The organism is Bacillus sp. FSL W7-1085, assembly GCF_038595035.1.
GTDB lineage: Bacteria > Bacillota > Bacilli > Bacillales > Bacillaceae > Bacillus > Bacillus altitudinis.
The window spans coordinates 523,543-544,160 of the sequence record NZ_CP152000.1; the positions used below are offsets into that span (position 1 = coordinate 523,543).

The following is a 20,618-nucleotide window of genomic DNA, read 5'->3' on the forward strand; positions in this document are numbered from 1 at the left end:
TCATAGATGGAAAATTTCACCTTGATTTTTCTGATAAAATCAAGGTTTTTTAAACTGTAAATTCACTTTCATACCAAATCACCCCACACATAATTGGGAATCATATGTTAAACTAACCCAATCACCACAAAAAAAGGGGAATAAACCATGCTATGGATTTTCACACAAAACGAACAAAGTTTCGTTAATGTTCACGAAGTCACAGTAACCGGTAAAAAGATTGAAGGGTTTATCGCTGGCAGTGATTCTTGGGTCAAGACGCTCGGCAAGTATGACTCAAATGATCGAGCGTTAGAGATCCTTCAAGACATTGTGAAAGTAATTGAAAAAAACCCAAATGGTACGATGACCTATCGAATGCCTCAGCAGTAAAAAAGAAACCACCTTTCCATCGCGAAAAGGTGGTTTTGTTTATGAAGGTGTTTTGGTAAAGGCTAAAAATAACGGGATGCCTGTGCCGACAAGTGTAGTGGCGAATAGGAACATACCGCAAATGAATAGAAAATGACTGGCTGAAAAGACGAGTGCCAGAATGAGAAACACGATGCTGAGTCCTGCCATGCTATATGATGGGACAAAGCGGCGTTTGTATGTGGCTTTCTTTGTTAGGAATGAGAAGAAAATGCCAAATAATAAAGGGACAATCCATAAGTAAAATAAAATAATAAGAGACATACATCATACCTCGATTTTTCCTTCTATTTTATCAGATGCCAATCACAACGGATACTACAAAGCTTCACTTTGTAAAATAGTTCATGCAATCGACACAATTAAGTGGGCTGATTGATCGAATTCGTTTTTTGTTTCATATATTCAGGCTGTAAAAGTGCGTACACACAGTGATCGGCAAAGTGGTCGCCCAGCCATTCACATTGTCTTAATATGCCTTCAAGTGAAAAAGATAAACGCTCTGCGATGCGTCTGCTTTTTTGATTATCAACAGCGGCCCTTATTTCAATGCGATGCAGACCGCACTCTTCAAATAAATAGTGAATGACCGCTTTGCATGCTTTTGTCATGATGCCTTTTCCTTGATAGCCTTCCCCGAGCCAATAGCCAATGGAAACCGTCCGATTAATCCAATGAATTTGGTGGGTGCCAATGATACCAACGAGTTCACCATGTGACCAGATTCCAGCCTGAAAACCATTGTTTTGCAAAGCTTGCTGCATGGCACCTTGAATAAACGCCATGCTGTCTTCTTCTGTCTGCGTCGAATCGACCCATAGCATCCATTCACGTAAGTGCTCTCTTGAGCGTTGGATGAGCAGATACAGACTTCTCGCGTCTCTTGGTTCAAGCAGCCGCATGGATAGATCTTGATCCTGATAAAAAAACATGTGATCACATCCTCTCAAGGGAAATTCTACCACAACCCGATATAAAAGACAGCATGATCACTGTCTTTTACATAAACGTATCCACAATTAAAAACAGATTAAGTGCGACAACAAGAGCTGCTATCACCCAAGATATTCCGGTTACCCAGCGAGCATTCGTCAAATCGCCCATAATTCGTTTTTTACTTGTAAACAAAATGAGTGGAATTAAAGCAAACGCAATTCCAAATGATAAGACCACTTGACTCATCACAAGCGCAGATGTCGGATTGACCCCAGATGCAATGATCGCAATAGGGGGAATGATGGTAATCAGCCGGCGGACATACAGCGGAATTCGGTACTGAATAAAACCTTGCATAATAATATCGCCTGACAGTGTACCGACAGAAGAACTGGAAAGTCCGGCTACAAGCAGACCTACACCAAATAAGATCGCTGATACAGGACCTGCGAGAGTTCCAAAATGCTGAAATGCTACATCTAAATCCTCAACAAAAAGACCATTTTTAAAAAATAAAGCAGCTGCTACAATCAACATGCTGGCATTGATGGCGCCAGCAACTACCATCGCAATGAGGATGTCTAAAAACTCAAAACGAAAAATCAGCTTTTTCTCTTTTTCCGTTCTGCCGACGACTCTTCTTTGCGTTAAGGCTGAATGGAGATAGATCGCATGCGGCATCACCGTAGCGCCTAAAATACCAGCGGCAAGCAGTACGCTGTCTGTCCCTTCAAACCTTGGAATGAACAGTCCACCGGCGACACTTGCAAGATCAGGTTTAGCCACAAAGGTTTGTACAGCGAAAGCAATCACGACAACAAACAGCATGCCGGTAATTCCTGCTTCTAACGCTCGATAACCTCGTCTTTGGAGCTCTAAAATGGCAAAAGAACCGATCGCTGCAATAATCGATGCTTCAAGCAGCGGGATACGAAAGAGTAAGTATAAACCAAGGGCAGCCCCGATAAATTCGGCTAAATCTGTGGCGATAATGACGAGTTCGCCCTGAATCCATAAACCAATCGAGACTGGTTTTGGAAACTCTTCTCGAGCAATTTCAGGTAAATTTTTCCCTGTTGCGATTCCAAGCTTTGCAGACAAAGACTGGATGAGTAAGGCCATGAGATTGGATATGAGAATGACCCATAACAGAAGGTAGCCATATTTCGAGCCAGCTGCAATGTTGGTCGCAAAGTTTCCTGGATCAATATAGGCAATGGCGGCGATAAAAGCAGGCCCGAGAAAAGGAAGGAGCCTTCTAAATCCCTTCACCTTTCCTTCAAGTGCACGCTCCGCTGCCACTGACATGTGGGCTTGTGCCTCGATGTATTTGTTTGTCATATGTCATCACCTAGATTCTACAAAGTTTTGCTTTGGCACAAAAAGTTTCCTCGATGCAATTTTTAATCATCATATGCCCATCTTCATGAAAAGTCAACTATCTGAACTAATAGGTTTGTTTATCATATGTAAGTGAAAAAAATAGATACCTTGTCAATCAACACATAAAAAACACCGCCTCTTATCTTAGGCGGTGCATCCTCTGCTTCCTCTTCTTTTGTATCGTTTTTTAAGAAACCCTTGATCCAACGCTGCGGAAGATCAAGCTTAAAATAATGACGAAAATGGCTGCTCCTAAGATCGCTGGAATGATCGCAAATCCTGCCAGACTAGGACCCCACGTTCCAAGTAATCCATGACCAATCCAAGCACCTGCAAGCCCAGCAATCATTGAACCGATCCAGCCTCCTGGTACACTGCCTCCAGCGAGTGCACTCCCAATGAGACCAATGACAATCGCCACAACTAATGAAATCAGAAATCCTAACATGTTGATCACTCCTCTTTTGTTTGTTTACTAAGCAATAACCGTTTTAAAAGAGATTAAAACCTTTCGGAACCGCTTCAATGTTCGATACGTATGATGGACAAGGATTGTGTATAATAACAGACATATACTTGAACGGCATCTAAGGAGGCAAATGGCATGGAGGAAAGAGAGTGGCTAAAAGCACAATTAAAAGAGATTGAAAAATGGGAGAAAGACCAGCAAAAGGTATGGTTTTGGGAGAAACTCAGCCGGCTTCCATTTCAAATGCTGGACAAGCTGACCCCTGCCTTTATTCAAAAGAAAATCGGTGTGTTATTAGATGAGATGGGGCACTACATTCAATCAGGCGGTGTCTATTTGACGTCAGAGAAAGGCATTATTCATCAATTTCAAAAGAAATGTGCCGATGAATCGATTCAGCGTATTGAAGATATTGAGGCGGCTCCGATCGAGGTCATGGATGCCATTAGTGATCAGATGGGGAAAAACCGAACAAACCTCGCCACTGTGCAAGGTGCGACAACAGGTGTCGGAGGTATGTTTACATTAGCGGCAGATATCCCGGCTGTCCTCGGTCTCTCTTTAAAAACATTACAGGATATCGCCGTCACCTATGGCTATGATCCGAAAAATAAAGAAGAACGAGTCTTTATCATTAAATGTTTACAGTTGAATTCTGCTGACGTTGTTGGGAAAAAATCAATATTAAAAGAGCTGAAGAGCTATCATGCATCAGAAGGGAAGCACGAAAACATGATCTCTCAAATTCAAGGATGGCGTGAGGTCGTATATAACTACCGTGATTCGTTTGGCTGGAAGAAGCTGTTTCAACTTGTCCCAATTGCGGGGATTTTGTTTGGTGCAGCGTCCAACCGCTCACAGTTAAAAGGAATTGCCGAAACAGGCATCATGCAATATCGAAAGCGCAGAATATTAACAAGATTAGAGGAGCTCGCTCAGCAAGAACAGCGTGACTCCGGCGCATAAAAAAATCCCTCTCTAAAAGGGATTTTTTATTTGGTCTCAACATCTTCTTCAAACGCTTGAATCGGAGAATATTCATAGCGTGCCCGGAGCTCGCGGATTTGTTTGATCAAGGTGGGACCGATAATCCTTTCTGCTTCATCATACAAAGGATCGAGCGCCTTCATCCATTTTTTCCGCTCTGCTGGTGTTAATTTGTGTATGGCAATTGGAGATTCGCGTTTAATATCCTCCAGCTGATCCTTATTCATTTGTTCGGCATGTTTTTCGTTCCATGCCGTTGTTTCTTCCATCGCTTCGAGTAAAATTCGCTTCGTCTCAGGTGTTTGACGATCAAAAAAGGATTGATCTGTTAAGACGACATACCCTAAATACCCGTGATTACTGATCGTCATATAGTCTTGTATATGATAGAATTTTTTTGAATAAATATTTGAAATTGTATTTTCTTCACCGTCTACTTTTTTTGTTTCTAGCAGCTGAAATGTTGAATTAAACGATTCCTGATAGGGTTTTGCGCCAAGAAGCTTGAATTGCTTTTCAATCATGTCACTTTGCATAATACGGAGAGATTGTTTTTTTAAATCACTAGGCTGCTTGATTGGGCCTTTATTCGAAGTGATTTGCTTAAAGCCATTTGTCCAGTAGGCCATTCCCTTTAGTCCGTCTTTTTGCAGTGTGCCGAACAGTCTCTGTCCAATCGCACCATGTAACCCTTCTTGGACAGCATCGTAGTTAGAAAAGGCAAAGGGCAGATCAAGTGCCAGCCATTCAGGGGACAGCATGCCGAGCTTTGACGTAGACGGAGCAATAAATTGAACTTGATTCTCTTTTAGTGCATTAATTTCTTCAATATCAGAATAAAGACTCCCGTTTGAAAAGATTTGAATGCTGATCCTGCCGTCGGATTTTTCATGAACAAGCTCAGCAAATTTCTTTGCAGCCAGCCCTTTTGGGGTATTATCTGCGACAACATGGCTGAATTTGAACACAAGCTGATCCTTCAGCCCAGTCTGTTCATCGTCGAAGATCGTCGCTGATTTAGGCATCATATGATAAAAACCAAAGTATAAAGCGGTTACAAAACCGATGATGAGCAATAGCGTATAGGCGAGTAAATTCTTCATGCGTCAGATCCCCCTTATGTCAAGGATACTTGACAGAGGAAGAATTCGTAAAGATACAGGTGAAAAAATGATGAGAAATCGACTAAAATTACAACAATTATCTATTAGATGGAAGCTCACCATCCTCACATATTTCGTTGTCATTTTTGCCCTTTTAATTGGAGGAATTGTTCTAGTCGGGGGAATTCAGCAAACAGAGGAACGAGAACTTCGAAAAAGGCTCATGAACACGGCAAGAACAGTAGCTGAGATGAATGAGGTAAAGCAGGCATTGGATGATCAGACAAAGGAGCGTGGGCGGTTACAGCATGCCATTGAAGAGATTCGGATTATCCAAGATGCTGACTACATTGTTGTCATGGATATGGATCACGTGCGATTGACACATCCAGTGAAAACAAGGATTGGCCAGCGCTCTGAGGGGACAGATGAAGAACCTGCTTTTGCAGAGCATATCTATTTCTCAGAAGCACAGGGAGAGCTTGGCACAGCCATTAGAGCCTTTTATCCAGTAAAAGATGAAAAATTTAACCAAACAGGGGTTGTACTAGTCGGAAGAACATTGCCGAGTATGGCAGATATATTAGGAGAAATGAAGCAGGATATCCTCATGATCCTTTTGCTGACGCTCAGCTTCGGGCTTGTCGGTTCATTTTTGCTCGCCCGTCATATTAAACAGCAAATGTTTAAGCTGGAGCCGCATGAGATTGTCAGAATGCTAGAGGAGCGCACCGCTACCTTTCATTCCATTAATGAAGGGGTCATTGCCATTGATAACCAGCACATGATCACCATTTTTAATGAAAAAGCAAAGCAAATTTTCAGCGTGACAGGTGATGTAGTGGGCCGAAATATTTGGGATGTGCTGTCAGATACAAGGCTTCCAGAAATCATTGACCGCGCAGAACCCGTCTACAATGAAGAAATTCATATGAGCGGAAAGCGGATCATGAGCAGCCGAATTCCGATTGTGATGAAAAAGAAAATCATCGGAGCGGTTGCGATTTTTCAGGACCGGACAGAGGCGGCCAAATTGGCGGAGGAATTAACCGGGGTGAAGAACTTCGTTGATGGCCTACGGGTGCAAAATCATGAACATATGAATAAGCTTCATACAATTGCGGGATTAATTCAGCTGGGGAAAGCCGATCAAGCACTCGATTTAGCGTTTCAAACGACCGAAGAACAGGAGCATGTGACGGACTTTCTCCACCGTGTAATACAGCATGACGCAGTGGCAGGCTTATTGATGAGCAAGATAAGAAGGGGCAAGGAGCTAGGCATAAAAGTTGAAGTAGATGAAAATAGCAGTCTGCGCGATTTCCCAGAGCGGCTGGATCAGCATGATATGACGAAGCTACTTGGCAACCTGATCGAGAACGCCTTTGCCGCGTATGATACTGTAGAAAGAGACACAAAACTCATTTCTATTAGTATTGATCAAACAGAGGATGTCCTTGCGATCTTAATTGAAGATTATGGATCTGGAATAGAAGAGGACATGATTCCTCATATTTTCGACAAAGGCTTTACTCACGGTAAAGAAGGCGGAACAGGCTACGGACTGTATATTGTAAAAACGATTATCGACAAAGGGATGGGAAATGTAGAAGTCACATCAAGCATCGGCATTGGTACCACCTTCTCAATCGAATTCCCAATGACAATAGAGGAGAGAGACAGATGACTCAGATTAAGGTGCTATTAATTGAAGATGACCCGATGGTGCAAGAAGTCAATAAAGAGTTCATTAAGAGTGTCCCTGGCTTTCAAGTTGCGGCTGTAGCAGGAAATGGCGAGCAGGGCATCCAACTCATCAAAGACATTCGCCCAGATCTTGTGGTGCTCGATGTGTATATGCCTAAAAAAGATGGCGTCAAAACACTGCAAGACATCAGAAAGCAAAAGATGCAGGTGGATGTGATTGTTATTTCGGCAGCAAAGGACAAAGAGACGATCGGCACCATGCTTCAAAATGGTGCCCGAGATTATATTATTAAGCCATTTAAGTTTGAACGGATGAAAGAATCTCTTGAAAGCTATAAAGCGTTCAAATCAAAAATTCGTACCGCAGCAGAATTTTCTCAAGAAATGCTCGATGATATCATACGAAAGCCTGCGGTTAAGCAGGAAGAGACATGGCTTCCTAAGGGGCTGAATGTGCATACGATGAATGAAATTAAAGCCTATATGCGTCTGCAAGAAGGAGCGCAGTCTGCAGAGGAAGTCGCCAATGCACTTGGGATTGCACGTGTCACGGCACGCCGTTATTTAGACTTCCTTGTAAAAGAAGGCGAGCTGAAATTAGATATGCAATATGGCGGGGTCGGACGCCCTGTGAATAAATATATCGTACATTCTGACTAAGAGACCAAAAAGACCAAAATGTACGATATGTCCATAAGCTTCACAGCCTTTGATGAAATCGCTATCATTTACCTACAGATAACAGTTAAGCGTTTACATCAAAGGGTGAGGGAGTTGATTTTTTATGAAGAGGCTATTGAAGAACCTGACATTTCAGGTCATTGCAGCTGTCATTATCGGGATCATTGTTGGGATGGTTTGGCCAAACGTCGGGAAAGAAATGAAGCCGCTTGGTGACACATTTATTAATGCAGTGAAAATGGTCATTGCACCCATTATTTTCTTAACCATCGTACTTGGGATTGCCAAGATGGGGGATATGAAAAAGGTTGGAAAAGTTGGGGGAAAAGCTTTTATCTATTTTGAAGTTGTGACGACGCTTGCGCTTGTCATCGGACTGTTCGTGGTCAATATCATGAAGCCGGGAGCAGGTCTTGACTATAGTAAGCTTGAAAAAGGGGATGTCTCGCAATATACCCAAAATGGGGGACAGGGTATCGACTGGATGGAGTTTGTCACACACATTGTGCCATCTAACATGGTAGATGCCTTTGCAAAGGGAGATATTTTACAGGTCTTATTCTTCTCTATTTTATTCGGTGTTGCGCTCGCTGCACTTGGCGAGAAGGGGAAAGGCATCATCGAATGGCTTGATAAACTGTCGCTTGTCTTCTTTAAAATCATTGGTTACATCATGCGTGCCGCGCCATTAGGGGCATTTGGAGCAATGGCTTATACAATCGGACACTTCGGTTTAGCTTCAATTAAACCACTGGCTAGTCTGATGCTTTCCGTTTATATGACGATGTTCCTGTTTATTTTCGTCGTGCTGAACATCATTTGTAAAATGTATGGCTTCAGCCTGTTCGGTTACCTCCGTTTTATCAAAGATGAAATTTTAATTGTTCTTGGCACAAGTTCTTCAGAATCTGTCTTGCCAAGAATGATGGATAAAATGGAACGCTACGGGTGCTCTAAGTCGGTCGTTGGACTTGTCATTCCGACAGGCTATTCTTTTAACTTAGATGGAACCTCAATCTACTTGTCCATGGCCGTGGTCTTCTTAGCGCAAGTGTTTGGGGTGGATCTATCCATCGGACAGCAGATCACGATTATCCTTGTTCTGATGCTCACATCAAAGGGAGCAGCTGGAGTCACAGGAAGCGGATTTATCGTGCTGGCTTCTACACTTGCTGCACTTCAGGTTATCCCGCTAGAAGGTCTTGCACTGCTATTAGGGGTCGACCGTTTCATGAGTGAAGGAAGAGCGATTACGAACCTGATTGGAAATGGAATTGCTACAATTGTTGTAGCGAAAAGTGAAGGGGAATTTGACGAAGCGAAGAGTAAAACAGCGCTACAGGAAATGCGAAATATCAAGCAGGCTGTTTAGTATAAAAACAACTAAAAACCGAAACCTTATGTTCTACATGGGGTTCGGTTTTTTCTTGTGTAAAAAAAGAAAAAACATAAAAGCTTGATTAATTTAGGACGAATCGTAAGACCTCATTGACCTTTTGTTATATAATTTACAGAAAGATCCGATATAATGAATAGGAGATCCAACGAAAAATAGACTTTAGTCCTGGCAGGTGTGTAACGTATGGCGGCATTTTTTAAATTGTTCGAAAAACCTGGTGTCAAGAGGTTTTCAGTATTTGTAGTATTAGCCACAGCATTATATCTATTAAGAGGAATGATGAATTTAATCCTCCTGACCTTCATTTTCACTTTTTTAATGAACCGGTTAGAAGAGGTCATAAGAGGCTTTTTAAATCGCTTCCTGAAAATAGGACAGAAATCAGTCATCACCATTTTGTACATCCTTCTAGCTGGTGGATTGACGTTTGGCGGCTTTGTGTTTGTGCCCATCATTGCTAAACAGGTGGAACAGTTATTTCATTTAGGGAAAAAGATTGCAGATCATCCACAAGATTTACCCTTCTTTGACGTCGTCACCAATGTGTTCGGAGATTTCAAAATATCTTCTTTCTTCGAGAAAGGGTTTAATTTCCTCTATACATACTTAACAGATTTCAGCACGTTCAGTATCCAGGTCATTATGTCCTTAATATTAAGCATGTTCTTCCTGTTCGAAAAGGAACGCCTCATTCAATTCATGAATAAGTTCAAAACGAGTAAAATCTCCGTGTTCTATCATGAAATTGCCTTCTTTGGACGTAAGTTTTCCAGAACATTTGGTAAGGTACTTGAAGCACAGTTCATCATTGCAACAGTTAACTGTGTCTTAACGACAATTGCGCTTGGCATTATGGGCTTTCCGCAATTATTTGGATTAGCGGTCATGGTCTTCTTGTTAGGTTTAATTCCGGTAGCGGGTGTGGTCATCTCCCTCGTTCCACTCAGCATCATTGCGTATACACTTGGAGGCGGAATGTACGTCCTATATATTGTGCTGGTGATCGTGATCATCCATGCCATTGAAGCCTACTTCTTAAATCCGAAGCTCATGTCAGCTAAAACAGAGCTCCCTATTTTCTTCACGTTTATTGTCCTGATCTTTTCTGAACACTATATTGGCATTTGGGGACTGATTATCGGCATCCCAATCTTTGTGTTTATCTTAGATATCTTGGAGGTCACGAATAAGGAAGAAAGTAATTAAAAAGTTCATATGAACCTGTTTACAATTTTCTAAAAATAAGGTATAAATAGTATGAAAATATCATATTACCACACGCTTAATCCTTCTAAAGGAATGGGGGACCCAAGTTTTTGGGGTGAATTTTTCTTATTTAAGAAAAAAGGACATCTCTTCGTCCTAACCCGTCAGCTAACCTCATCAGCGTGAAGAGAGTAGACAGTGGTACACGTATGGACACGCAGGCCCACGAGAAGACTCTCTCGTGGGCCTTTTTGACGAGGAAGGGGAGATTTTATTGAAGCTTGCGACGAAAATTATTATTGCTTTAATTGTAGGTGCAATCACAGGACTACTGCTCAACATTTTTGCTCCAAATGTATTCAAAGTGTTAGACCCTTATCTATTTACACCTCTAGGTCAAATCTTCTTAAACCTGATAAAAATGTTAGTTGTACCGATTGTCTTCTTTTCGATCACACTTGGTGTAGCAGGCCTTGGCGATCCGAAAAAACTTGGCAGAATCGGCGTAAAAACCATTACTTACTTTCTACTCACTACGACTTTTGCCATCATTATTGGCATTTCATTGGCCTTACTTATTAAGCCAGGCACATTTGGCAATTTTGATACGAAAGCGGCAGAATATTCCGCTGAGGAAGCCCCATCAATGGCAGACACACTACTCAATATTATTCCAACCAATCCAGTCCAATCTCTAGTTGAAGGAAATATGCTTCAAATTATCGTCTTCTGTGTATTTTTAGGTCTTGGCATTGCCTTGCTCGGTAAAAAAACAGAAGGTTTGCTGAAGCTGTTTGAACAAGGAAATGAATTAATGATGTATCTTGTCGGTGTTGTGATGAAATTCGCACCGTACGGGACATTCGGTTTGATCGCAACGGCGATTGGCAGTCAGGGGCTCGATGCCATGAAAGCGATGGGACTTTACTTCTCAGTCGTCTTAATTGCGCTGATCTTGCATTTCTTCCTGACCTATGGGTCAACCGTTGCCCTATTAGCTAAACGAAATCCAATGGCATTCTTCAAAGGATTTTCTCCAGCGATGGTTGTGGCATTTAGTACATCAAGCAGTAACGCAGTGCTGCCAGTATCAATGGAAACAGCTCAAAAGCGCTTAAAGGTGCCAGAACCTATTTCAAGCTTTGTGCAGCCGCTAGGTGCGACCATTAATATGGATGGTACAGCGATCATGCAAGGGGTTGCGACTATTTTTATCGCACAAGTGTATGGAGTTGAATTAACCCTTGTTCAAATGCTGACAGTTGTCTTAACGGCAGTACTAGCAAGTATTGGCACAGCAGGTGTCCCAGGGGTAGGGCTCATCATGCTAGCCATGGTTTTAAATTCCGTGAATCTTCCTGTTGAGGGCATTGCGCTGATCCTTGGCATAGACCGCTTATTAGACATGGCAAGAACCGTGGTCAATATTACAGGTGACGCAGCATGTGCGGTGATTGTTTCTGAAACCGAGAAGAAACATGAGAAGGAAGCACCAACACCTAATTTATCACTGTAACAACAAGAAGGGCTGACTGGATCAGCCCTTTTTTTCGTGGAACGTCTTGTCTAGCGTGATATACTTTTTACAGGATGAGCGGCCGTAACTGCCGCCATAGGTTTTACATCAGAAGGAGGAACCACTTTGCAGTCTGCTGTTTTACACATAGAGAACGTCGATAAACAAATTGGCCGGCATCAAATTTTACAACATATTTCGATGGACATTAGGCAAGGGGAAATTGTCGGTTTACTTGGACCAAATGGGTCTGGAAAAACGACCTTGATTCGATTGATTGTTGGCTTGATGAAAAAAAACAACGGCCGGATCATCATTAATGGATATTCTCAAGATGATGATCATCTAAAGGCGATGTCATCTGTTGGGGCGATCATAGAAAATCCGGAATTTTATTCATATTTAACAGGTTTTGAAAACCTTGAGCTGTATGCGTCTATGCATGATGGAGTTTCAGAAGAGCGCATTTTTGAAGTGGTAAAAAGAGTTCGTCTGGAGCACGCCATTCACCAGAAGGTCAAAACGTATTCACTAGGGATGAAACAAAGGCTCGGGATTGCACAAGCCATTTTGCATAAGCCCAATCTGCTCATTTTAGATGAACCAACAAATGGGCTTGATCCCGCAGGAATGAAGGAGTTTCGAGAGCACTTGCAAATGCTTGTACAAGAAGAAGGTGTCTCTGTGTTATTTGCTACACATCTTTTGCATGAAGTAGAAGAGCTTTGTGACCGCATGATCATCATCCAAAAAGGACAGATCAAAGCCAATACAAACCTTCGCGACATGGAAGGAAAAGAGCAGGTGCTGATGAATATTCAGCCAGTAGAAAAGGCAGTTTCATGGCTAGATACGCAAGGATATACATATGAACAAAGGGATCAGCATGTGCTGGTTCAACTGAATAAAGACCGTGTGCCGGAGCTGAATAAACAGCTTGTCTTAGCAGAATTTGATGTACTTGAAATGACGCCTCAAAAACAATCAATTGAAGAGGCCTTTATGAAATGGACGGAAGGCGGGACGGCAGATGCTTCAACTCATCAAGAATGAACATAAAAAAATCACGAGACAAAAGATCACATTCATTGCACTTGGACTGATTGTTGTCTTTCAATTGACGATGGCTCTAACATTGAAACGAGTCATTTCCGGGCTTGGCGGGCAAGATACAGTCGCGAACTATTTTGCTTATTCCACGAATGTTGTGTTTATTTTACAAGTGTTCGCTGTCGTGATTGGCGCCACATTGATCTCAACAGAGTTTCAAAAAAGAACCATCAAGTTCTTGTTGATCCGGCCAAAGACAAGGCTTCATATTTTCTTGTCAAAATACATCACTCTTGTGCTGATGGTCCTTTACCTGTTTGTTTTTTATTATGTGTTCGCTTTTCTTTTTGGCCTTATTTTCTTTGGTACTGATTTTGATGAAAGCACTGGGCGGTTATTTCTGCACACATTTGCTGTGATTGGATCACAGTGGGTGGAAGTGGTCATGATGGCAAGCTTTGCTTTTCTGTGCTCAAGTTTGTTTAGAAACAGTCTGATTGCACTTGTGACTTCATTTTTCGTCTTATACGCGGCGAAATCATTAGTGTCGATCATGTCTCTGTTAGAAAATCAGTGGGGGAAAATTCTACTTTTCGCTAATACGGACTTCACACAATACAGTTTTCAAGGTCCGCCGCTCTTTCAGGGCATGAGCCCTCTGTTTTCGCTATTCATTGTAGGGGCGCATTTCGTTTTCTTTGTTGGTGCTGCTTGGCTCCTTTTTTGGAAGCGTGATGTAAATGTGTAAAAATTGTGTCAAATAACAAGAAAAATTCGTGACATCTTTGTGAAAACGAGTCTGTATTTCACGATAACCGGCTGGTTTTGTCTTATAATAAGACAGAGTCATGGAGGTGGCACTATCGTGAAAAATTTTATTACGGCTTTACCTATTTTGTTGCTGTTGTCGTTTTCGTTTGTGTCTTTTGCCTTCCAGTTTGATCATCTTGTTTATTTCAGACTAGCGCTAGGGATCTTTTCATTAGCGGGTCTTTTCTTTCTGTATACACTTAAAAGAAACATGAAATGGTTCATGGTCTATTTATATGCGAGCTGGATCGTTCTTGCTGCCGTTACGACATTTGAAGAACCCGTGTTTTCACAATTCTTCTTCGGTGGTTTAACGATGACAATGGGTTATCTAACATATATGCTCATCTATTTAGGAATGAAGCAAGACCGTGTAGCGAAATCACATTAAAACAAAAGCCGATAAAATCGAAGAATAGATTTTATCGGCTTTTTCTTTTCTTCAGGCAAATAAAAAAGCAGCCATCTGTTTGACTGCTCTTCTTGTGTTTATGATTCACGTCCAGCAGCGGCAAGCTGCTTCTGGTGCTTTTTGTCGATGGTTGCGTATATACTTTCCATCATCTTAGGGTCTCGCATGATCGCTTCCTTGTTTTCTTCAATCAATTGCTGATACGTTTTGATTTTCTTCTTAGACATGTAACTCAACGCTCCTTTGGTAGAATGGACTCTATAAGATTTCACACAGATGAAATTGATAATCATTTTCAATTAGCAACTCCATTATACAAAGCAGAATGTCATAAGTAAAGATTCAATTCAGAAAATTCACGTAACCGACATATTCCGATCCATATCGACGATGAATTCTTTCCCAGGAAATAATCCGCTGTCAAACCTTGTCATGAAATCAGATCAAACATTCCTGCCGATGTTGAAACATTTTAGCCGCACATCTCGTCTTATGAAGAGATTTGATTTAAAAGGATATAAAAAAAGACACCAGCATGAGTTGGCTGATGTCTCCATTCTAATGAGTTATGAAACGTGTTCTTGAAGAAACTCTGTGACTTCTTCAGGTGATTTAGCGTTGGCACTGTGTAAATGACCTGTTTTTTCGCCATTTTTGAAAATTAACAGGCTAGGAATTCCCATGACCTGATATGTTTCCGCTAACTCAGGAAAGTCGTCTTTGTTTATTTCAAACCATTCATTCTGAGCATAAGCCTCTAAGATGTCTGGAATGAACATGTCCATTCTAGTGCAATCAGGGCACCATGTCGCAAAGAATTTAACGATGACCTCTTTGTCTGATTGAATGATTTCGTTGAATTGTTCAGTGCTTGTAATTTTTTTCAATTTGTCACAACTCCTTTTCAATGTCATTTTAATATAAAATAAAGGCGAATGACATACAAATGCTCGGGGGGCGCTTACAACCTTTACAAATCATTTCAATTCCGTAACAACAAAAATTAATTAGAGCATTTTTGCTTGAAAGTGATAAGATAGTAAAGATGAATTTTAGTGGGGGGAGTATCCATTGAAAATAAGTTTAGGATTGGTTTACGGCGGAAAGTCAGCCGAACATAATGTATCACTGCAAACAGCCCTTGCAGTTACGAAAGCACTTAGCACTGAGAAGTTCGATATACATCCAATTTATATTACAGAAGAGGGCGAATGGCTAAGAGGAGAAAAACTCACTGAACCAGTATCAAACGTCAAAATGCTTCAATTTGAACAAAATGCAAAGACGTTTTTACCAACTTCTTTAAATGAAAGCATGTTTCCACAACCTGCATCTGCTGATGAAAAGATTGATGTTGTCTTTCCATTGCTACATGGGCCAAATGGTGAAGATGGGACCATGCAAGGGTTACTTGAACTAATGAATATCCCGTATGTCGGTAACGGCGTTCTCGCGTCTGCTGCGGGTATGGATAAAGTCATGATGAAAGATGTGTTTGCTCAAGCTGGGCTTGCGCAGGCAAAGCATCTTTCCTTCAATAAAAAGGATTATGAGAAAGCCATATCAGACAGTCTAGAACAGGTAGAAGCAGTTCTCGGGTATCCTTGTTTTGTGAAACCTGCCAACATGGGATCAAGTGTCGGAATTAGTAAATGCCGCAGCAAAGAAGAGCTGCAAACAGCATTTGATTTGGCTTTCCAATATGATCGTCGTGTTGTTGTGGAAGAAGGCGTTGTAGGACGAGAAATTGAAATTGGTGTATTAGGAAATGACGAGCCGAAATGCTCAGTCGTTGGTGAAATTGCACCTAAAACAGATTTTTATGACTACAAAGCAAAATATGAAGATGGCGATACAGATTTGATCATTCCTGCGAGTGTGACAGAGGAAGAGTACAAGACGATTCACGATATGGCGATTAAGGCATTTAAAGCCATTGATGGATCTGGCCTCGTACGTGCAGATTTTTTCCTAACAGAAGAAGGCGAAGTGCTGATCAATGAAGTGAATACAATGCCAGGATTCACACCTTTTAGTATGTTCCCGCTGCTTTGGAAACATACTGGTGTAGAGTATCCTGAGCTGATTGAGAAGCTGGTGTCACTTGCAATTGAACGCCATCAAGAAAAACAAACCATTAAAACCACTTTTTAATGTAAGAAGCAAGCAGACACTATCCTACAGGTAGTGTCTCTTTTCCTTCAAACGTGAAATGAGAAAGAGAGGCGAAAAAACATGATCAAACGTACAGTGAAACAAGTCGCCCAAATGGCTGGTGGCACATTATCGAATGAAGCTTTTGGCGAAGAACAGATACACGGAGTGACAACAGATACACGAAAAGTATCAAAAGGCGCACTATTTATCCCGCTTATTGGGGAACATTTTAACGGTCACACTTTTGCTTCAAAAGCAGTGGAGCTTGGTGCGGCAGCGGTTCTTTGGAATCAAACAGAAGCGAATCCACCGTTCGGTGTACCTGTCATACTTGTAGAGGATACTTTGACAGCACTCCAACAGCTTGCAAAATCATACTTAAAAGAGGAAAACCCTCGAGTTGTCGGTATTACTGGAAGTAATGGCAAAACAACGACGAAAGATATGATCCATTCTGTCCTACAAACGACATACAGAGTCCACAAAACAGATGGCAACTTTAATAATCACATTGGACTTCCACTGACCATCCTTGCGATGCCAGAAGGAACCGAGATTGCTGTACTAGAGATGGGCATGAGTGCAAAAGGAGAAATCGAATTTTTATCTAAACTCGCTGAACCTGATGCAGCTGTCATCACGAATATTGGAGAATCTCATATGCAGGATTTAGGATCAAGAGAAGCTATTGCAGATGCAAAATGTGAGATCACAAAAGGGTTAAAAGAGGATGGGACTTTTTATTATTTAGGAGATGAGCCTTTACTCCGCCAAAGAGCAAATGCCCTGGCACGCAGCGTAAAAACGTTTGGAGAATCAGAGGACTGTGATATCAAGGTGATTCACATTCACCAACTCGCTGAAGGCACTGAATTTCAAGTGGAGGGATATGCTCAAGGGTTTCTCATTCCTGTATTAGGGAAACACAATGTAAAGAATGCTCTTGCAGCTATTGCAATCGGCCAGCATTTCGGTCTGAATGAAAGACAAATTGCCCAAGGGCTGATGCAAACGAAATTGACAGGCATGCGTTTAGAACTGTTTAAAACAGATAAGGGCATCACGGTTATCAACGATGCGTATAATGCGAGTCCTACGTCGATGAAAGCAGCGATTGATCTTGTAGGAGATATGGATGGCTTTGCTAACCGCATACTCGTTCTCGGAGATATGCTGGAGATGGGCAGTGAAGAAGAGACCTATCATTTTGAAGTAGGGGAGTACATCAAGCCTGAGTTTATTGATCATGTTTTAACGTTTGGCCGTCTTGGCGCATTCATTGCTGAAGGAGCGAAGAAAGCATTTGGAGACGATCGCGTGTCTTCTTATATGGACAAAGAAGAACTGAAGAAAAAACTAGCGGATGTGGCAGGACCTGACGATGTCGTTCTGGTCAAAGCTTCCCGTGGCATGAGATTGGAAGACGTTATTACTGCACTATAAATCAGATCGGCAAAGAAGGTGACAGGGTGATTGGCTGTCTATGTATACACGGTTTTACTGGTGCCCCGTATGAAGTAGAGCCGCTTGCGGAATATTTAAAGCAGACGACAGATTGGACGGTACAATCTGTCACGCTTCCGGGGCATGGGGAGGAACTTCAGCTCAAAGGCATTCTCTATCAGGAGTGGATTGCCACCGCTGAATTAGAACTCTTATCCCTTTACCGAACATGTGACACCATTTATTTGATCGGCTTTTCTATGGGCGGGATGATTGCCTCATATTTAGCAGCGAAGTATCCAGTGGCCCGTCTTGTTCTGTTAAGTGCTGCTGCTAAATATGTAAACCCAAAACAAATGATTCAAGACACAAGGCAGATGGTGAAGGAATCCTTGTCTGGTTTGATTGAGACGAACCCATTGTATGATCGATATCGTCATAAGCTGACGAGTACACCGCTATCAGCTGCTGTAGAATTTATGAAATTGGTGAAGCAAACGAAAGGTTCTCTTGAAAAGCTTCATCTACCTGTCTTGATCGTTCAAGGTGAAAGTGATGGGATCGTCCCCGCTTCTAGTGCGGAATTCATTTATCATAAAATCCCGTCCCGTCAGAAAGAAATGTTCTATTTACCTGATTGTAAACATCACGTTTGTCATGAGCCTTGTGCACAGCAATTGTTTGAGAAAGTCGAACAATTTCTAAAAAAAACAATTTAATCTATAGAAAAGCTAAAATGTGGCTAAACTAATATAAATTGAATCCCACTTGTTAAAAATTGCATCATTTTTGTCGAATGAGTGACAGGCCTATGTTACAATAGGTAAGAAAAGGTGGTCGATTCGGTTGTTTCAATATGACGGAAAAACCTTTGTCCCGCAGTCTAATTCGAGCAATGGGGAAGTATCGGAAGGAACCATATTTCAATATCGTCAGGACGGGAATATATTAACGGGCACATATCAAGGCGGCAGTATTCAATCTGGCGTACTTGTAGGAACTGTGAATAAAGACGGAACACTTCATTTTAGATATCACCATGTGAGCAAGGATGGCAGCATGAGAAGCGGTTCGTGTCATTCCACCCCTAAGCAGCTGGATAACGGAAAAATTCAACTGTTCGAAGAGTGGAAATGGATGGATGGCGATCAAAGTGAAGGTGAATCTGTCATTGTCGAGCAGTAGATATATCCATTTCTGTCTTGTTGAAAAACAAATAGTGTAATGGTAAGATATAAGGTAGGGTAATTCGGGCTTTGTATATAATGGACCTGTCCTTTCGGAAAAGGGCAGTTTTTAATGATCATTCACGAGATTACTGAAACAGCAATTAGAAGGAGTTTGAATAATTTGACTATAACGTTTCAAGATTTTCAATTAAGCGAAAGTCTCATGAAAGCTATTAACCGCATGGGATTTGAAGAAGCAACACCGATTCAAGCGGAAACAATTCCTCTCGGTCTTCAGAATAAAGATGTCATTGGACAAGCACAAACAGGAACAGGAAAAACTGCAGCGTTTGGTATTCCTCTTGTAGAAAAAATCGACCCAGCGTCTCCAAATATCCAAGCGATTATCATTGCGCCAACAAGAGAATTAGCGATTCAAGTATCTGAAGAGCTATACAAAATTGGCCAAGACAAGCGTGCGCGCGTACTTCCGATTTACGGTGGACAAGATATCGGTCGCCAAATCCGTTCGCTCAAGAAAAATCCTCATATCATCGTAGGGACTCCAGGACGTTTACTCGATCACATTAACCGTCGTACAATGCGTCTTCAAAATGTTGAAACAGTCGTGCTTGATGAAGCAGACGAAATGCTAAACATGGGTTTCATCGAAGACATTGAATCGATCCTTTCAAATGTACCAAGTGAACACCAAACACTTTTATTCTCTGCGACAATGCCTGCACCAATTAAGCGTATTGCAGAACGTTTCATGACAAACCCAGAACATGTAAAAGTAAAAGCGAAAGAAATGACTGTATCTAACATCCAGCAGTTCTACTTGGATATCCATGAACGTAAAAAGTTTGATACATTGACTCGTCTTCTTGACATTCAATCACCTGAGCTTTCAATTGTCTTCGGCCGTACAAAGCGCCGCGTTGACGAATTGACTGAAGCACTGAACCTTAGAGGTTATACAGCTGAAGGAATTCATGGTGACTTGACTCAAGCGAAACGTATGGTTGCGCTTCGTAAATTCAAAGAAGGTTCAATCGATGTGCTTGTAGCAACAGACGTTGCAGCACGTGGACTTGATATTTCAGGCGTAACACACGTGTATAACTTTGACGTGCCACAAGATCCAGAAAGCTATGTACACCGTATTGGACGTACTGGACGTGCTGGACGTACAGGTATGGCGATGACATTCATCACACCACGTGAAAAAGATATGCTTCGTGCGATCGAGCAAACGACTAAACGTAAAATGGATCGTATGAAAGAACCAACACTAGATGAAGCAATCGAAGGACAACAACAAGTAACCATTGATCGTCTGCGCACAATCATCAGTGAAAACAACTTAAACTTCTACATGACAGCAGCTGCTGAATTATTAGAAGATCATGATTCTGTTACAGTGGTTGCGGCTGCCATCAAAATGATGACAAAAGAGCCAGATGCAACGCCTGTTCGTTTGACAGATGAAGCACCAATGGTTTCAAAACGCAATCGTAACAACCGCAGCTCTTCAAAACGTAGAGACGGTGGCGGCGGAGGCGGCTATCGCGGAAAAAGCCGTTCATCTTACGGTGATAAAAAGCGTTCTTCAAATGACCGCAATCGTTCTTCTAACGATCGTCGTCAAAAGAAATCTTATAACAACTAATTCAAAAGCGAATCCTTTGCAGGGTTCGCTTTTTTTAACAGGTTTGCTGAAACTTTTTAGGCTTTCTTTCGTAATATATTGATAGAAAAGTAAGAGAATGGGGGAAG

The 20,618-nt window shown here is 41.7% G+C and carries 22 protein-coding genes and 1 riboswitch; of the genes, 15 read left to right on the forward strand and 7 right to left on the reverse strand.

Translation table 11 applies throughout. The features are described 5' to 3' along the window. Positions 1 to 147 precede the first annotated feature (147 nt). On the forward strand, positions 148 to 372 hold the full coding sequence (locus MKY11_RS02490) for a hypothetical protein (RefSeq protein ID WP_047946989.1): 225 nt from the start codon (positions 148 to 150) through the stop codon (positions 370 to 372). A gap of 39 nt (positions 373 to 411) precedes the next feature. On the opposite strand, the gene MKY11_RS02495 is transcribed toward MKY11_RS02490, so the two are convergent. The 4 genes from MKY11_RS02495 to MKY11_RS02510 all read right to left on the reverse strand — a co-directional run bounded on the left by MKY11_RS02495 (position 412) and on the right by MKY11_RS02510 (position 3,178). Beyond that, positions 412 to 675, reverse strand: coding sequence for a hypothetical protein (locus MKY11_RS02495; RefSeq protein WP_008346966.1), 264 nt, complete (start codon positions 673 to 675; stop codon positions 412 to 414). A gap of 98 nt (positions 676 to 773) precedes the next feature. Continuing rightward, positions 774 to 1,343 carry a GNAT family protein gene (locus tag MKY11_RS02500; protein WP_008346964.1) on the reverse strand — a complete coding sequence of 190 codons (570 nt, stop codon included), beginning with the start codon at positions 1,341 to 1,343 and terminating at the stop codon, positions 774 to 776. 67 nt (positions 1,344 to 1,410) lie between these two features. Next, on the reverse strand, positions 1,411 to 2,688 hold the full coding sequence (locus tag MKY11_RS02505; RefSeq protein WP_008346963.1) for an Nramp family divalent metal transporter: 1,278 nt from the start codon (positions 2,686 to 2,688) through the stop codon (positions 1,411 to 1,413). Positions 2,689 to 2,917: 229 nt separating this feature from the next. Next, a complete protein-coding gene (locus MKY11_RS02510; protein ID WP_003214275.1) occupies positions 2,918 to 3,178 on the reverse strand; it encodes a GlsB/YeaQ/YmgE family stress response membrane protein in 261 nt (86 codons plus the stop codon). A 156-nt stretch (positions 3,179 to 3,334) separates the two neighbouring features. Between MKY11_RS02510 and MKY11_RS02515 the strand changes: the two genes are divergently transcribed. Next, positions 3,335 to 4,165, forward strand: coding sequence for an EcsC family protein (locus MKY11_RS02515; RefSeq protein WP_024720476.1), 831 nt, complete (start codon positions 3,335 to 3,337; stop codon positions 4,163 to 4,165). A gap of 26 nt (positions 4,166 to 4,191) precedes the next feature. On the opposite strand, the gene MKY11_RS02520 is transcribed toward MKY11_RS02515, so the two are convergent. Then, positions 4,192 to 5,289, reverse strand: coding sequence for a DctP family TRAP transporter solute-binding subunit (locus MKY11_RS02520; protein ID WP_041507156.1), 1,098 nt, complete (start codon positions 5,287 to 5,289; stop codon positions 4,192 to 4,194). A gap of 67 nt (positions 5,290 to 5,356) precedes the next feature. On the opposite strand from MKY11_RS02520, the gene MKY11_RS02525 reads away from it, so the two are divergent. The 8 genes from MKY11_RS02525 (at position 5,357) to MKY11_RS02560 (ending at position 14,049) form a co-directional block, all read left to right on the forward strand. After that, entirely contained in the window at positions 5,357 to 6,976 is a 1,620-nt protein-coding gene (locus tag MKY11_RS02525; RefSeq protein ID WP_192895851.1) for a sensor histidine kinase, read from the forward strand. Then, complete coding sequence (locus tag MKY11_RS02530; RefSeq protein WP_039166112.1) at positions 6,973 to 7,656, forward strand: response regulator; 684 nt, start codon at positions 6,973 to 6,975, stop codon at positions 7,654 to 7,656. The genes MKY11_RS02525 and MKY11_RS02530 overlap by 4 nt, the downstream gene beginning before the upstream one ends. A 124-nt stretch (positions 7,657 to 7,780) precedes the next feature. After that, a complete protein-coding gene (dctP, locus tag MKY11_RS02535; RefSeq protein WP_007496516.1) occupies positions 7,781 to 9,049 on the forward strand; it encodes a C4-dicarboxylate transporter DctP in 1,269 nt (422 codons plus the stop codon). 210 nt (positions 9,050 to 9,259) lie between these two features. Further along, positions 9,260 to 10,282: an AI-2E family transporter gene (locus MKY11_RS02540; RefSeq protein ID WP_007496515.1), complete on the forward strand. Its 1,023-nt coding sequence runs from the start codon at positions 9,260 to 9,262 to the stop codon at positions 10,280 to 10,282. A 63-nt stretch (positions 10,283 to 10,345) separates the two neighbouring features. Then, positions 10,346 to 10,479, forward strand: a riboswitch (cyclic di-AMP (ydaO/yuaA leader). 77 nt (positions 10,480 to 10,556) lie between these two features. Next, on the forward strand, positions 10,557 to 11,798 hold the full coding sequence (locus tag MKY11_RS02545) for a dicarboxylate/amino acid:cation symporter (RefSeq protein ID WP_026050049.1): 1,242 nt from the start codon (positions 10,557 to 10,559) through the stop codon (positions 11,796 to 11,798). 126 nt (positions 11,799 to 11,924) lie between these two features. Then, positions 11,925 to 12,851: an ABC transporter ATP-binding protein gene (locus MKY11_RS02550; RefSeq protein ID WP_041092990.1), complete on the forward strand. Its 927-nt coding sequence runs from the start codon at positions 11,925 to 11,927 to the stop codon at positions 12,849 to 12,851. Beyond that, positions 12,829 to 13,596, forward strand: coding sequence for an ABC transporter permease (locus tag MKY11_RS02555; protein WP_019744206.1), 768 nt, complete (start codon positions 12,829 to 12,831; stop codon positions 13,594 to 13,596). The genes MKY11_RS02550 and MKY11_RS02555 overlap by 23 nt, the downstream gene beginning before the upstream one ends. Before the next feature lie 117 nt (positions 13,597 to 13,713). After that, positions 13,714 to 14,049: a hypothetical protein gene (locus MKY11_RS02560; protein ID WP_017366657.1), complete on the forward strand. Its 336-nt coding sequence runs from the start codon at positions 13,714 to 13,716 to the stop codon at positions 14,047 to 14,049. 98 nt (positions 14,050 to 14,147) lie between these two features. Here the strand turns inward: MKY11_RS02560 and fbpB are convergent, their stop codons facing one another. Further along, on the reverse strand, positions 14,148 to 14,297 hold the full coding sequence (gene fbpB / locus MKY11_RS02565; RefSeq protein ID WP_017366658.1) for a Fur-regulated basic protein FbpB: 150 nt from the start codon (positions 14,295 to 14,297) through the stop codon (positions 14,148 to 14,150). Between the two features lie 339 nt (positions 14,298 to 14,636). Then, positions 14,637 to 14,957, reverse strand: a complete 321-nt coding sequence (locus MKY11_RS02570) for a thioredoxin family protein (protein ID WP_008346934.1) — start codon at positions 14,955 to 14,957, stop codon at positions 14,637 to 14,639. A 184-nt stretch (positions 14,958 to 15,141) separates the two neighbouring features. Between MKY11_RS02570 and MKY11_RS02575 the strand changes: the two genes are divergently transcribed. The 5 genes from MKY11_RS02575 (at position 15,142) to MKY11_RS02595 (ending at position 20,511) form a co-directional block, all read left to right on the forward strand. Next, a complete protein-coding gene (locus MKY11_RS02575; RefSeq protein ID WP_342501809.1) occupies positions 15,142 to 16,224 on the forward strand; it encodes a D-alanine--D-alanine ligase in 1,083 nt (360 codons plus the stop codon). Between the two features lie 81 nt (positions 16,225 to 16,305). Next, positions 16,306 to 17,670: a UDP-N-acetylmuramoyl-tripeptide--D-alanyl-D-alanine ligase gene (gene murF / locus MKY11_RS02580; protein WP_024720484.1), complete on the forward strand. Its 1,365-nt coding sequence runs from the start codon at positions 16,306 to 16,308 to the stop codon at positions 17,668 to 17,670. Positions 17,671 to 17,696: 26 nt separating this feature from the next. Next, complete coding sequence (locus MKY11_RS02585) at positions 17,697 to 18,389, forward strand: alpha/beta fold hydrolase (RefSeq protein WP_144680395.1); 693 nt, start codon at positions 17,697 to 17,699, stop codon at positions 18,387 to 18,389. A gap of 127 nt (positions 18,390 to 18,516) precedes the next feature. Further along, positions 18,517 to 18,855, forward strand: a complete 339-nt coding sequence (locus MKY11_RS02590) for a hypothetical protein (RefSeq protein WP_061418038.1) — start codon at positions 18,517 to 18,519, stop codon at positions 18,853 to 18,855. A 165-nt stretch (positions 18,856 to 19,020) separates the two neighbouring features. Then, on the forward strand, positions 19,021 to 20,511 hold the full coding sequence (locus MKY11_RS02595) for a DEAD/DEAH box helicase (protein WP_041507152.1): 1,491 nt from the start codon (positions 19,021 to 19,023) through the stop codon (positions 20,509 to 20,511). The last annotated feature ends 107 nt before the right edge of the window (positions 20,512 to 20,618 follow it).

What these genes read in the sequence shown, in the direction of transcription:
- MKY11_RS02495 (WP_008346966.1), bottom strand. Translation starts at nt 675, where the DNA reads ATGTCTCTTATTATTTTATTTTACTTATGGATTGTCCCTTTATTATTT.
- MKY11_RS02510 (WP_003214275.1), bottom strand. Translation starts at nt 3,178, where the DNA reads ATGTTAGGATTTCTGATTTCATTAGTTGTGGCGATTGTCATTGGTCTC.
- MKY11_RS02540 (WP_007496515.1), top strand. Translation starts at nt 9,260, where the DNA reads ATGGCGGCATTTTTTAAATTGTTCGAAAAACCTGGTGTCAAGAGGTTT.
- MKY11_RS02505 (WP_008346963.1), bottom strand. Translation starts at nt 2,688, where the DNA reads ATGACAAACAAATACATCGAGGCACAAGCCCACATGTCAGTGGCAGCG.
- MKY11_RS02555 (WP_019744206.1), top strand. Translation starts at nt 12,829, where the DNA reads ATGCTTCAACTCATCAAGAATGAACATAAAAAAATCACGAGACAAAAG.
- MKY11_RS02530 (WP_039166112.1), top strand. Translation starts at nt 6,973, where the DNA reads ATGACTCAGATTAAGGTGCTATTAATTGAAGATGACCCGATGGTGCAA.
- dctP (WP_007496516.1), top strand. Translation starts at nt 7,781, where the DNA reads ATGAAGAGGCTATTGAAGAACCTGACATTTCAGGTCATTGCAGCTGTC.
- murF (WP_024720484.1), top strand. Translation starts at nt 16,306, where the DNA reads ATGATCAAACGTACAGTGAAACAAGTCGCCCAAATGGCTGGTGGCACA.
- MKY11_RS02525 (WP_192895851.1), top strand. Translation starts at nt 5,357, where the DNA reads ATGATGAGAAATCGACTAAAATTACAACAATTATCTATTAGATGGAAG.
- MKY11_RS02490 (WP_047946989.1), top strand. Translation starts at nt 148, where the DNA reads ATGCTATGGATTTTCACACAAAACGAACAAAGTTTCGTTAATGTTCAC.
- MKY11_RS02520 (WP_041507156.1), bottom strand. Translation starts at nt 5,289, where the DNA reads ATGAAGAATTTACTCGCCTATACGCTATTGCTCATCATCGGTTTTGTA.
- MKY11_RS02500 (WP_008346964.1), bottom strand. Translation starts at nt 1,343, where the DNA reads ATGTTTTTTTATCAGGATCAAGATCTATCCATGCGGCTGCTTGAACCA.
- MKY11_RS02515 (WP_024720476.1), top strand. Translation starts at nt 3,335, where the DNA reads ATGGAGGAAAGAGAGTGGCTAAAAGCACAATTAAAAGAGATTGAAAAA.
- fbpB (WP_017366658.1), bottom strand. Translation starts at nt 14,297, where the DNA reads ATGTCTAAGAAGAAAATCAAAACGTATCAGCAATTGATTGAAGAAAAC.